Genomic DNA, 12945 nt, shown 5'->3' on the forward strand with positions numbered 1-12945 from the left:
CACCCGCGCCGCCCGCCGCCAAGCCGATCCGCGTGGTTCGCATCGCAGACCTGGGCGCCAAGACCTACTTGGAAACCGAACAGGAGGTTGACGACTACGTGGCCAAGCTCCGTGCCGAGCTGATGGCGGCCATCGCTTCGGGTCACCGTGCCCGCATCCAGTAGGCACGACAAGAACGACAGCCAGGGACAGACGTGAACAAGGCCAACCTCAAGAGCTACGCGCCCAAGGCGCGGCTGGACTTCATCAAGGCGGTGACCGAGCGCGCCAACGTGCTTGGCATCTCAGCCGCTGGCACCGTGCCCGCCCAGCTGCGTGGCGATGTTGCCATCATCGACGGGCGGGAGTGGCCCGCAAAGGTGGCCGGGCAGTGCGATGAACTCGTCACCCGCATCAAGCGGCATGGCTTCGAGCAGACCATGGACGAGGTGGCCTACACCTGGTTCAACCGCTTCGCCGCGCTGCGCTATATGGAGATCCACGACTACCTGGGCCACGGCTGGCGCGTGCTGTCCAGCCGTGATGGTGGCCTGCCGGAGATCTTGCGCCATGCCAGCGAGCTGACGCTGCCGGGCCTGAACGCAGACCGTGCGCGCGAGATGCAGTTGGCCGGCAACCAGGACAACGAACTCTACAAGTTGCTGCTGGTGGCCCAGTGCAATGAGCTGTCGCGGGTGATGCCCTTCCTGTTCGAGCGCATCGACGACGAGACCGAACTGCTGTTGCCAGAGAACCTCCTGCGCACGGATTCCATCGTGGCGAAGCTGGTCGAGTCGGTGCCCGAGGAAGATTGGCAAGAGATCGAGGTCATCGGCTGGCTGTACCAGTTCTACATCAGCGAGAAGAAGGACCAGGTCATCGGCAAGGTGGTGAAGAGCGAGGACATCCCCGCCGCCACCCAGTTGTTCACGCCCAACTGGATCGTGCAGTACCTGGTGCAGAACAGCGTCGGCCGCCTGTGGCTGATGGCCAACCCGACGAGCACACTGGCTAGCATGTGGCCGTACTACATCCATCCGGCGGAGCAGACATCAGAGGTACAGGCGCAGCTGGATGCGCTGATCCAGGCGCGGATCAGCGAGGACGGCGAGACGCTGGACCCCGAGGCCATCACAGTGCTGGATCCGGCCTGCGGAAGCGGACACATCCTGGTGGTGGCCTATGACCTGCTGAAGGCCATCTACCTGGAGCGCGGCTACCAGCCCCGTGCTATTCCGCGCTTGATCCTGGAGAAAAACCTTTACGGTCTAGACATCGACGACCGGGCCGCCCAACTTGCCGCCTTCGCCCTGCTGATGAAAGCGCGAGCCGACGACCGGCGACTCTTTGACGATCCGCCCAAGGTCAATGTCTTGAGCCTGCAGGAGAGCAAAGGACTCGAACTGGATGAATTGGGCCGTTCCCTTACGCCTTTCGGACTCTCGCGCCCGTTGCTCAAGATGATGCTTGAGACCTTCGAGAACGCCAAGACATTCGGCTCGCTGATCGAAGTCCCGCCAGCGCTAGTCGGGCAATTGTCAGAGGTAACCGCAGGTCTGCAAACGGCGCTTCTGAATGGCGACCTGTATGCACAGCAGGCAGCGAGAGATGTGCTACCGCTAGTTCGCCAGACCTTGGTGCTGAGTACCCGGTTTGACGCAGTTGTTGCGAATCCGCCGTACATGGGGGGAAAGAACCTACCGAGTTTTCTGAAGGACTGGGCCGAGCAGCACTTGGGGCCAGGAAAGGCTGATCTGTTTGCGATGTTCATCCTCAGATCAATGGGGCTCGCGAAGGACGGCCTTGGCATTTCTTCACTCGTCACAATGCAGAGCTGGATGTTCATCTCCACGTTCGAAGAACTTAGGCGTCAAATCCTAGAAGGCGCCACGATAAGCTCGCTAGTGCAAGTTGGTTTCAATAGTTTTCCCGAGATGAACTCGAAGATTGCGCAAGCATGCGCATTCTCAATATTTGACTCAAAGTTGAAGGCCTATCACGGCTCCTACGTGAACCTGAATTCCGCGGCCAAGAACGCAGATAAGCAACAGGTCTTCCTAGATCGCAAAACGGATGACGACTTCGTAAGGCATCAAGAGAGCTTTTCCGATGTCCCCGGGCATCCCTTGGCTTACTGGGCTAGCGACAGAGTGCGATCTGCGTGGAAGGGCGGGGTTTTGATTCAAACCGTATCCGAGCCGCGGAAGGGACTGGACACCGGCGAGAACGACAGATTTTTGCGACGATGGCACGAGGTGTCATTTGCGGAAGTTACCCCGCTTGGGCCTGATCGCGCGGTTGCCCACTGGGTTCCAATTCAAAAGGGTGGTTCGTATCGGCGCTGGTACGGCAACAATGAATATGTTGTTGATTGGCGCAGGAATGGGGAGGAGCTGAGGGCCCACCCCGGATCGTCGATCCGCAATGAGAAATACTATGGTCGAGCCGGCGCCACGTGGTCCACCTTGACTTCAAGTGACTTCTCAATGCGCTACTCCCCGGAGGGATTCATTTTTGAATCAAAGGGGGCCGTCTGCTTCCCACGCAGTGGATTTGACATCAATGACTTGTTGGCATTTGGGAACACCAAGGTTGCACAGCAATTCTTTGGCGCTCTGTCGCAAACCATGGATTACCACGAGGGGCCCTTCGGCCTTTTGCCCTACATCGCGCCTGTTGATAGGAGCGATGTTTCGAGGCGCGCACAAGCGGCTGTTCAGATCGCAAAGGCGGACTGGGACTCAAGCGAGGAGTCGTGGGACTTTCAAGGAATTGTCGGGGCGTGGGATTGTGCAGGTTCTGAAAGTGTTGCTGGCTCATGGTCGCGATGGGAGCATCTATGTACTCAGCGACTTTCAGGCCTCCGAAAGATCGAAGAATCCAACAATCAGTCCTTCATCGAGGCGTATGGACTTCAGGATGAGCTTTCTCCAGCAGTTCTCGACACTCAAATCACTTTGGTGCGCGCCGCTCGCGACAAGGACTGCCAGCGACTGATTTCAAACGCCATCGGCTGCATGATGGGCCGCTACAGCTTGGACGAACCGGGACTGGTATACGCGCACGCCGGCAGTGCTAGGTTCGATCCGAGCCGCTATGAGAAAAAGTTCCCCGCCGACGCCGACGGCATCTTGCCGCTCACTGACGAACGCTGGTTTGAGGACGACGCCGCTAGCCGCGTGCGCGAGTTCGTTCTCGCGGTCTGGGGCGCCGCCACATTGGAGGAAAACATGACCTGGGTGGCCGAGAGTCTCGGTGCCAAAGGCAGTGATGCGCCCGACCACACGATCCGCCGCTACCTAACCGACAAGTTCTTCAAGGATCACCTGCAGGCCTACAAGAAGCGCCCGATCTACTGGCTCTTCTCCAGCGGCAAACAAGGCGCGTTCCAAGCCCTGATCTACCTACATCGCTACGCCGAGGGCACCCTAGCTCGCCTGCGTACTGGGTATGTGGTGCCGCTTATCGGCAAGATGGTTTCCAGGCTAGAGATGCTGGAGGAGGACCTGGCAACGGCCTCGTCGGCAGCGGCCCGTACCAAGGTGCAGAAAAAGATCGAGTTGCTGAAGAAGAAGCAGATCGAACTGCTGGCCTACGACGAGAAGGTGCGCCACTACGCCGACATGCGCATCACGCTGGACCTCGACGACGGCGTGAAGGTGAACTACGCCAAGTTCGGCGACCTGGTCGCGGAATCCAAGGCCATCACGGGCGGCAGCGATGAGTAGTGCGCCTGTCTTCCTCGCAGCGTTGACGCGTCTGTTTCAAGAGGGCCATGCCTTGGTCTTCTGGAACGATGCCGGCGGCGAGTTCGCCACACAGATCGAAGGCATCGACATCGAGGGCGTCAAGGTGCTGCGGCTCGACCGCACACCTGCGTTACAGGCCAAGATCTGGATCGAGCGCGAGGCGGGTGCGCGCTGGCTGGTCTATGCGCCGTTTGATGAGCCCGAGCCCGCGCAGGACTGGCTGCTGGATGCGCGCTTGCGGTCCAAGCCCTTCAGCGCGGACACGGCTTCCATTCAATTGGAGGAGCTGGGCCTGACCACCAGGGCGTTGCGCGATCACCTGAAGGACCGTTCCAAGTACCTGCGCGCCCGTGACCGCTTCGACCGCATCAAGCGCTGGGTGCAGCCGGCAGACACCGCCGACGACCTGGACCGCAAGATGATCGCCGCTGTGGCGCGGGCAGAGACAGCGGACCCGTCGGCCATTTTGCTGAAGGTGTTTGCGGCCGTGGCGGCGGAAGGCGGTGACTTGGGCGGCCGCCCCAAGGTGCTCGACGAGTTGGTGGCGTTCGACCTGGAGCCTGCGTTCTGGAGCTTGGTGGAGCGCGAGTTCGGGTATCGGGAACCCGGCAGTGACGAGCCGACGCTGCGGGGCCTGCTGTACCGCCTGTTCGCCACGGACTTCTGTAACGGCATCCACAGCACCGCCGCGTCACTGGCGCACTTCGTGATCGACGCGCGCGCAAAGGCGGCGCAGGCATCGGTGTTTGCCAGCCGCTGGCGCACTGACATGGCCAACTACGCCAGCTACGACGTGCTTTCAGGCCTGGTGGCCGACGAGCTGAAGATCGCCACACTGCTGGCATCGATGCAGGCCGAGGAGCTGGCCGACGCGATGACGTTCGAGGCCATCGAGAAGCGCGTGATCGGCGATCTCAAGGCTCGCATCATTGGCGGCAGTGGCGCCAACATGGATTCGGTGCGCGACCTCATCGCACGACGGCGCGATGGCCATTGGGCCAATCCTCTGTTGGCGGGGGCCAATGACGCCACTCGGGCCCTCGCGGCCAGCTACGGCGCGCTGGCAGCCGCTGCAGGCTTCTTCGAGCTGCAGGCCAAGCACGGACAGGGGTTCAGCTTCCCGAATGCCGCGGCGGCGTTTCAGGCGTATCGCACCGAGCTGTTCCGGTTTGACCTGCTGTACCGTTGGTTCATGCGGGCGACGGAGGCTGTGGAGCCGATGGGCTGGTCGCTGTTGCATGAGTTGCGCGACCGCATGGAAGATGCCTACTCCGGCTGGTTCATCGGCCAGCTGGCGTCCGCTTGGGGTGCCGTCGTCGAAGGGCCGGCGGGCCTGCTGTCGACCTGGAAGCTGAACGACGTCGTCAACCAGCAGCACTTTTATGCCCAGCATGTCGAACCGGCCTTCAATGGCGGGGCTAAGCGCGTGTTCGTCGTCATCTCCGATGCCTTCCGCTTCGAGGCTGCGGCTGAGCTGGTGGCCGACCTCAACGCCCGCAACCGGGTCAAGGCGCGCTTGGACGCGATGCTGGGCGTGTTGCCCAGTTACACCGCGCTGGGCATGGCCAGCCTGCTGCCGCACCAGCGGCTGGCTTACAAGGGCAATGCATCGCTGGACGTGACGGTAGATGGGAAACCCTCGTCAACGCTGGAGCAGCGTTCGGCCATCCTGGCCGGGCATGGCGGCGTAGCCATTGGCCGGGACGACCTGATGGCAAAGGGCAAGGACAAGGGTCGCGAGTTCGTAAGGCCGCACAAGCTGGTCTACGTCTATCACGACCTGATCGACATGATTGGCGACAAGCGAGGCTCGGAGGCCAAGACCTTCGAGGCCACGGCGCAGGCCACTAAGGAACTGTCGGAGTTGGTGAGCTTCATCGTCAACAACCTCAACGGTTCGACGATTTTCGTCACCGCTGACCACGGCTTCATGTACCAGGAGTCTGCCCTGGACGAGGCTGATCGGCACACGGTGGAGGAAGGCATGCCGGGCGTGTTGAAGCCTAAGAAGCGCTACATCCTGGGCCGAGGCATGTGGCCGATGCAGAACGCCTGGGCGGGCAACACGGCCACCACGGCCGGCACCGATGAGGGCGCCGGCAGCGTCGACTTCCTGGTCCCCAAGGGCGCCGGCCGCTTTCACTTCGTGGGCGGGGCGCGTTTTGTGCATGGCAGCGCCATGCCGCAGGAGGTGGTGGTGCCGGTCATCGTCGTCAAGGAAAGCGAAACCGAGAAGGCTCGGACCAAGCAGGTGGAAGTGAGCCTGCTCGGGTCTAGCAACAAGGTGGTCACCAACAAGCAGCGCTTCGAGTTCATCCAGACCGAGGCGGTGTCCGAGCGTGTGCTGCCGATCACCTTGCTGTTCACCATCCGCGATGGCGACAAACCCATCAGCGACGAGCTCGCCATCACCTTCGACAGCACGTCGCCGATGCTCGACGAGCGCAAGCGTTCGGCCATGCTCACGCTGGCTGCGGGCACATACGATCGTGCGAAGGACTACTTCCTGGTGGCCCGAGACGCCAAGACAAAAGCCGAGGCATGGCGCGCTTCATTGCGCATCGACCTCGCATTCAGCAATGACTTTTAAGGGCCGCTATGGCTGACGAAACTGCACCGGCTGGTTCTGAATCTGCCGCCACCCTCGACGCGGGGCTGGACAAGCTGCTCAACGAGCACTTTGCCGGCCGCGTGGTGCGCAAGGACCTGACCAAACTGATCAAGGAAGGCGCGAACGTTCCCGTCTACGTACTGGAATACCTGCTCGGAATGTACTGCGCGTCGGACGACGCCGAAACCATTCGCGCCGGCCTGGTCACGGTCAAGAGCATCCTGGCCGAAAACTACGTGCGACCGGACGAGGCCGAGAAGGTCAAGAGCAAGATCCGGGAACGCGGGTCTTTCAAGGTGATCGACAAGGTCACGGTGAGGCTGAACGAGAACCGCGATGCCTACGAGGCACTGCTGTCCAACCTTGGCATCAAGAATGCCGAAGTGCCCGACTCGTACGTGCGCCAGTTTGAGAAGCTGCTGGTCGGAGGCATCTGGTGCATCGTGACGCTGCAGTACCGCTTTGAGGAGAACCAGCGCACATCGCCATTCGTGGTGTCGGACCTGAAGCCGATCCAGATGCCCAACCTGGATATGGAGGAACTGTTTGCGGGCCGCAAGGGGTTCACCGAGGAGCAGTGGATCGATGCCCTGCTGCGCTCGACGGGTATGGAGCCCACTTGCTTCAAGCAACGCGTGAAGTGGCACTTGCTGGCGCGGATGATTCCGTTGGTGGAGAACAACTACAACCTGTGTGAGTTGGGTCCCCGTGGCACCGGCAAGAGCCACCTCTACAAGGAGATCAGCCCGAACTCCATCCTGGTGTCCGGCGGCCAGACCACGGTGGCCAACCTGTTCTACAACATGAGCGCCCGCAAGGTGGGCTTGGTGGGCCTGTGGGACGTGGTGGCCTTCGACGAAGTTGCCGGTATCAACTTCAAAGATAACGACGGCGTCCAGATCATGAAGGACTACATGGCGTCTGGCTCATTCAGCCGGGGGCGAGAGTCCATTAGCGCCGGCGCCGCAATGGTCTTCGTCGGCAATCTGCCTCAGGGGCAGTCGGTCGAATCTCTGGTCAAGACCAGCCACCTGTTCGCGCCGTTCCCGGACGTGATGATCGACTCGGCCTTCTTCGACCGCTTCCATGCCTACGTGCCGGGATGGGAGATCCCGAAGATGCGGCCCGAGTTCTTCACCGACCAATACGGTCTGATCGTGGACTACCTCGCGGAATGGACGCGTGAGATGCGCAAGCGCAGCTTTGCCGACGCGATCGACAAACACTTCAAGCTGGGCAACAACCTCAACCAGCGCGACACCATCGCCGTGCGGCGCACCGTGTCGGGCCTGTTGAAGCTGATCTGTCCGGACGGGGCCTACACCAAGGACACGGTGCGCAAGTGCCTGGAGTACGCACTGGAAGTGCGCCGGCGCGTGAAGGAGCAGCTCAAAAAGATCGGCGGCATGGAGTTCTACGACGTGCACTTCTCCTATATCGACCTGGAGGACATGCAGGAGCGCTTCATCTCGGTGCCCGAGCAGGGCGGTGGCGGGCTGATTCCCGAGGGTCGGCTCAGCCCTGGCGTCCTGCACACCATCACCATGGGCGAAGGAGGCATGCCGGGCGTGTACCGCATGGAGATCCAGGCGATGGCCGGCGGTGGCAAGCTGTCGGTTTCAGGCCCGATCTCGCGCGAGCCCGTGCGCGTGGCCTTCGACTTCTTCAAGGCCAACGCCGGCCGGGTGAGCGCGTCGATACATCCGACCGAGCGCGACTTCCACCTTCACCTGGTCGAGTTGCAGAGCGCCGGGGCGCCGGATGCGTTGACCCTGGCCAGCTTTATCGTGCTGTGTTCGGCCGCGTTGGGCAAGCCGTTGCAGAGCCAGATGGTCGTGATGGGCGACATGTCCTTGGGCGGCACGATCACGCCGGCGCGTAACTTGGCGGAGAGTCTGCAGGTTGCCTTCGACGCGGGCGCGAAGCGGATCCTGCTGCCGATGTCGAGCGTGACCGACATTCCGTCGGTGCCGGGGGAACTGTTCGCGAAGTTCCAAACCAGCTTCTATTCGGATCCGGTAGATGCTGTTTTCAAAGCGCTAGGCGTTGAGTAGCAAATGCGATGGACTGATTTACAAGACCAGTCGACTCGCCGGTGCATCGGACCTTTGTCGCAGGATTTCGTAGGTACGGATGATGATCGGGATCTCGCAGATGTGCCGCGAAAAGGGCGGAGCTCCAGTGAATATGGCCGACAGGTGGCGTTCCTTGCTTGTCACGCGCTTGTCGAGCGAGTCGGCCCACTTCGCGAACGCTGTTTCTGCACCGGCCGCGAGCGCCTTCTCGGGGAGTCCCTCCGAGGGGTCACCGACTTTGATCGACGCGCAAAAGCGTTTGGCGTCCGCCTCGGCTATGGGCTCTCGGTACATGCCATAGCCGACGTAGGCACCGAAGATCACGACCATCCCGAGCGCGATCTTCATGAACGCCTTGAGCGTTTCGGCACTGATGCCTGCGAGTGAGGTGTTCAACCCGTCCGCCGCTTAGAAGGTGGACGTGACGGGCACGCCCTTCGCCCAACGGCTCTCCCAGTGCACGAGGTAGCTGGCGGCGACCTGGGGGTGTTCCAGACGACCAGGACGTTCGCGCTGTTTGAGCGGGCGGCGGCTTGGCTGTAGTTGAAGGACCCGGTCTCGGTGGAGCGCCCATCGACCACGATGTACTTGTCGTGGTGGATCGCATAGGCGGAGATTGTGCGGATCGGGATGCCCGCGTTCACGATCAGGTTCTGAGCGGCGATGCTGGCCTTGCTTCGGTTGCCCCGGTCGTCGATCAGGACCTGCACGTCCACGCCCCGCTTTTTTGCGTCGAGGAGCGCCTGCACGGTAAGCGGCCAGTCACCCCACCTTGAGAACTGAGGCCAAGCCGGAGACGATCGTGGGTGTCGCTGGATTCCATGGTGCAGCGAGGGTACGGGGGCCGGTTGGTCTGGATCTACCCAAAATTGAGGACGGCCCTGAAAGTGATTCTCTAGGCGTGCCAAGCAGGCTGCCCCCGGCAAGAGATCGTATTTGCAATCACCAGCGCTGCGCCTACATCAACTCAAGGAGTGGAGCATGGCGCTCATCGCCGTAAGCTAAGGCAGCACCGCCAACAGGCGCTCCGATGCGCCTCTCACGGCAGCACCATCTCCAGCGGCTGGGGGCAAAGCGAACCGTCCTTGGCGTCGTCGCCGGGGTCGCGGATCGGGCGAAGGCGCCAATCCTGAACCCACCCCGTGTCGGACAGCTTGCCATTGTCGCCCCACGCCGTCCGCGGCGGACGGACAAGGCACCCCGGGAAGACACCGCCGAACTCCTCGAACTTGAAGCCCGGGGAAACTTTGAGCACCTTGACGATGGTGCCGAGCAGTTGCGGGTTTCGCGGCGGCGCGCTGATCATGATCGCCAGATCACCAGGTTTGCAGTTCATGGCCGACCTCCGAAATGGGGGCCCAGGCCCATCAGGCTGGCAAGGATCTGGCCGCGGTTCAGGAGGATCGGCATGGCATGGGCTTTCGTTGGGGTCTGATGGATCGATCGGTTCAAGCCGGAAGGTGCGTGACGCGGGCGCCCGGTCAGGGCGCCTTCTTGCGATAGAGCTGCGCCGGCCTGAAGGCGCCAGTCTTCATCGCGCCCTCGACCGGCTCCAACAGATCGCGGTCTGCCAACCGGCGCCTAAAGCTGGACTTGTCCAGCGGCCGCTCCAGCAACTGCTCGCAGGTGAGTTGCAGTTCGCCCAGCGTGAATTGCCCGGGCAGGAACCCAAACGGAAGCTGCAGGTCGTCCACCTCGGATCGCGTGATTCGGGCCGCCTGCTCGACAAGACTCGCATGATCGAAGGCGAGCGCCCGATCGGCCACGGCGTCTTTCACCAGGCGCCACCCCAAGGCCTCGATGCGCTTGCCTGCCTCGGGTCGGATGTCGTCCGCAGGCACCAGCGCGCGGTACACGATGCTCACGGCCCAAGGCGCTCGAGGATCACGCTTCGGGCCACCGACGGTCGTGAGCTGCCGCAGGAACGGCATCTCGAGGCCAAGGCGTTCGCGCATGACGCGCTGGGCCGCGTCGTCGAGAGATGCATCCAGGTCGATCCTCAAGACCCCGCCGGGCAGTGCCCACTTGCCTGCATACGGCGCCTCGGCCCGGCGAGCCAGTAGCACCCGCAGCTTTCCTTCGATCAGACTCATCACCGCGATCTCGATGCGCGTGAATGGCATCGGGTAGAAATTGGGCATCGATCCAGTTGATTGCGTGGCCATGGATTCACTTAGTTGCATTTGTCAACGAAGCGGATCATACTACATTCGTTGCATCATGCAACTAACAAAGAAAACGATACATGGGCTACGACTTCATCGGCGACATCCACGGCCAAGCCGGCAAGTTAGATGCGCTGCTGCGCAAGCTGGGGTATGCGCCCCAAGGAGTCAGTTGGGTGCCACCCCAGGGACGCCAAGCCATCTTCCTGGGTGACCTGATCGACCGCGGGCAAGACCAAGTCGAGGTGGTCAACATTGTCCGGTCGATGATCGATGCCGGGCACGCGCGCTCGGTCATGGGTAACCACGAATTCAACGCGATCGGGTACATGACTCCGCGCCTGGACGACCCGAGCGAATTCCTGCGCGGGCACAGCGCGAAGAACGTCTCGCAGCATGCCGAGTTCCTGCAACAGGTCGGGCTGGGGTCCTCCCTGCACCTCGAGCTTGTCAAGTGGTTCAAGACCTTGCCGCCGGCGCTGGACCTGGGCGGCGCCCGGGTGGTGCACGCCTGGTGGCACCAGCCCTATGTCGACTTGGTCGCCGAGCGGTTGCGGCCCGGCATGCCGATGAGCGAGGACTTCTTGCGCGCGGCCTATGTCCGGGGTTCGCCCGAGTATCTGGCGATGGAGGGCCTGACGAAGGGGTTGGAGATCGCCCTGCCCGATGGCCACTCCTTCGTGGACCACGGTGGCATCGAGCGGTACGACGTGCGGACGAAATGGTGGCACGAAGACGCGCGCAGCTACCGTGACGTCGCGATCGTCGGGGCCAACCAGCGTGATCGGGTGCCTGACTGTGCCCTTCTCGACGGCTATCCGGGAGCGCCGGTCACGGGCGCGCCGGTGTTCATCGGGCACTACTGGATGGAGGGCACGCCGCACCTGCAATCCGCGAAGGTGGCGTGCCTGGACTGGTCGGCGGCGAAGGCCGGGCCGCTCGTGGCGTACCGCTGGGATGGCGAGCAGGAGCTGGACAGCGGGCGCTTCGTCGCGGCGGGGTGAACTCGGACCCACAACAAGGAGACGACATGAGCTACGTGGTGATGGTCGACGACAACTTCCACTACATGGACGAGAGCGAGCGCTACCGCCTGGGCGAGATCGATGAGGCGGAGGTGGCCATCGGGCACTGCAGGCGCAATCGCGCCGAGTCACTATGACCTACGCTTTCGTGCACTCGACACGGGCTTCCCGGTTCGGACCGAGGCATTCGATCTGACGGAATCCAAACTGCCTGATGGCGTCGAGTACAGCAAGATGATCATGACCCCGTACAAGATTCCGTACGGGAACGCGCAAACATACGAACCATCAGAAAATAAGTTCTAGAAGATGAGTTCCAACCCCAATTTACCGAGAGCGCATGTCCGTTTTCCTCGGAGCTTCGCGACGACGCCGGCATCCAACTGCCTCCTGATTTGGCGCGGCTGCAATCCTTCCTGGGCAACGTTTGGGGATACCAAAGGTACTCAAAAAGCTTTGGCTTTGCCCCACACGAAGCTGCCGCGAAAGGGCCTTTCCCGTCAACGCAGTTCATCAATGGGGCGTCGCTCGAACGCGGGACAAGCGAGCCCAGTTCGAAAGCGCCTTCACGTGACGTTTGACTGGCTTCAACGCCCGCCCTCTGCTTTTCGCAACAACACTTCGATGCGCGCATCAAGTTCCGATGCCTTGATTTCGACCCTCGCATTGACGTCGACCGCGGTACGGTCGCCGTAGCTCCTTGGGTTCACAGCCTTCGCGCGCCAGCGGTAGTGCACCGCGAGCTCCCTCGCCTTTGCGAGCTCGAACAGGTCGGTTGCTGCAAGGATGACTGCCTCCGCCATCTCGTCATTGGCCTGCCCCGAGGCCTCGCGCGCACGCGCGCACGCGCGAGAGCGGTCGGCATCGATCCTGATCCAATCCTGCAGCGCGCCATAACTGACGCCCGCTTTCTTGGCGACTTCGCGATAGCTGGTGCCCGATGCGATCAGGTCCGCCACGGCGTTGAGCCCCAGCGCATCCAACTTTTCGCGCGAGACGGGCCGTTGTCCGGCCTTTGCGGACGCGGCGCCCCCGATCGCGACGATGTTGGCTTGCAGGGATGCGGATTTACCGCCTCGCTCCACCAGCCCTGACTGGACTTGATTGCGGGTCTGAGGGCCGCGTCGCGCTCGCTGGTCTGCGACGTCAACGACCTCGTCATGTTGGATCTTGGAAGACGGCCGCCGCGGGCGTTTTGCCGAGGGCGGCGATGAACTGGAATCGGTCTTTGCGGTGGTCACGGTCGCGGTCCTTCCTCCGATGTCGGCGAAAGCGTTGTAGGCCAGGCAGTCAGCGTCGTCGCCGCTCGTCCAAGCTGACCTCCGGTGCCGGGGCCCTCGT

Annotated in this window: 9 protein-coding genes and 1 pseudogene; 5 read left to right on the forward strand and 5 right to left on the reverse strand. The window is 62.1% G+C overall.

Annotation, left to right across the window (positions count from 1 at the left end; genetic code table 11):
- Positions 1-194: 194 nt before the first annotated feature.
- The 3 genes from pglX to brxL are packed head-to-tail and all read left to right on the forward strand — an operon-like array spanning position 195 to position 8393.
- Positions 195-3707: a BREX-1 system adenine-specific DNA-methyltransferase PglX gene (gene pglX / locus QN397_RS15555; RefSeq protein WP_323501358.1), complete on the forward strand. Its 3513-nt coding sequence runs from the start codon at positions 195-197 to the stop codon at positions 3705-3707.
- Positions 3700-6318 carry a BREX-1 system phosphatase PglZ type A gene (gene pglZ / locus QN397_RS15560; protein ID WP_323501359.1) on the forward strand — a complete coding sequence of 873 codons (2619 nt, stop codon included), beginning with the start codon at positions 3700-3702 and terminating at the stop codon, positions 6316-6318. The genes pglX and pglZ overlap by 8 nt, the downstream gene beginning before the upstream one ends.
- Positions 6319-6326: 8 nt before the next feature.
- A complete protein-coding gene (gene brxL, locus QN397_RS15565) occupies positions 6327-8393 on the forward strand; it encodes a protease Lon-related BREX system protein BrxL (protein ID WP_323501360.1) in 2067 nt (688 codons plus the stop codon).
- An 18-nt stretch (positions 8394-8411) separates the two neighbouring features.
- On the opposite strand, the gene QN397_RS15570 is transcribed toward brxL, so the two are convergent.
- The 4 genes and pseudogenes from QN397_RS15570 to QN397_RS15585 all read right to left on the reverse strand — a co-directional run bounded on the left by QN397_RS15570 (position 8412) and on the right by QN397_RS15585 (position 10579).
- Entirely contained in the window at positions 8412-8810 is a 399-nt protein-coding gene (locus QN397_RS15570; protein ID WP_323501361.1) for a hypothetical protein, read from the reverse strand.
- A 12-nt stretch (positions 8811-8822) separates the two neighbouring features.
- Positions 8823-9172, reverse strand: a pseudogene (locus QN397_RS15575) (phospholipase D-like domain-containing protein); the annotation flags it as partial.
- Positions 9173-9453: 281 nt separating this feature from the next.
- A complete protein-coding gene (locus tag QN397_RS15580) occupies positions 9454-9750 on the reverse strand; it encodes a hypothetical protein (protein WP_323501362.1) in 297 nt (98 codons plus the stop codon).
- A 145-nt stretch (positions 9751-9895) separates the two neighbouring features.
- Positions 9896-10579, reverse strand: coding sequence for an NUDIX hydrolase (locus QN397_RS15585; RefSeq protein WP_323501363.1), 684 nt, complete (start codon positions 10577-10579; stop codon positions 9896-9898).
- A gap of 80 nt (positions 10580-10659) precedes the next feature.
- On the opposite strand from QN397_RS15585, the gene QN397_RS15590 reads away from it, so the two are divergent.
- Both QN397_RS15590 and QN397_RS15595 read left to right on the forward strand, forming a co-directional pair.
- Entirely contained in the window at positions 10660-11583 is a 924-nt protein-coding gene (locus tag QN397_RS15590; protein WP_323501364.1) for a metallophosphoesterase, read from the forward strand.
- A 26-nt stretch (positions 11584-11609) separates the two neighbouring features.
- A complete protein-coding gene (locus QN397_RS15595) occupies positions 11610-11741 on the forward strand; it encodes a hypothetical protein (RefSeq protein ID WP_323501365.1) in 132 nt (43 codons plus the stop codon).
- 450 nt (positions 11742-12191) lie between these two features.
- On the opposite strand, the gene QN397_RS15600 is transcribed toward QN397_RS15595, so the two are convergent.
- Positions 12192-12845, reverse strand: coding sequence for a hypothetical protein (locus tag QN397_RS15600; RefSeq protein WP_323501366.1), 654 nt, complete (start codon positions 12843-12845; stop codon positions 12192-12194).
- Positions 12846-12945 lie beyond the last annotated feature (100 nt).

The organism is Variovorax sp. RTB1 (assembly GCF_035018765.1).
GTDB lineage: Bacteria > Pseudomonadota > Gammaproteobacteria > Burkholderiales > Burkholderiaceae_C > Variovorax.

Excerpts from the sequence above, each read along its gene's own strand:
- pglZ (WP_323501359.1), top strand. The coding sequence starts at position 3,700 with ATGAGTAGTGCGCCTGTCTTCCTCGCAGCGTTGACGCGTCTGTTTCAA.
- brxL (WP_323501360.1), top strand. The coding sequence starts at position 6,327 with ATGGCTGACGAAACTGCACCGGCTGGTTCTGAATCTGCCGCCACCCTC.
- QN397_RS15580 (WP_323501362.1), bottom strand. The coding sequence starts at position 9,750 with ATGAACTGCAAACCTGGTGATCTGGCGATCATGATCAGCGCGCCGCCG.
- QN397_RS15585 (WP_323501363.1), bottom strand. The coding sequence starts at position 10,579 with ATGGCCACGCAATCAACTGGATCGATGCCCAATTTCTACCCGATGCCA.
- QN397_RS15590 (WP_323501364.1), top strand. The coding sequence starts at position 10,660 with ATGGGCTACGACTTCATCGGCGACATCCACGGCCAAGCCGGCAAGTTA.
- QN397_RS15595 (WP_323501365.1), top strand. The coding sequence starts at position 11,610 with ATGAGCTACGTGGTGATGGTCGACGACAACTTCCACTACATGGACGAG.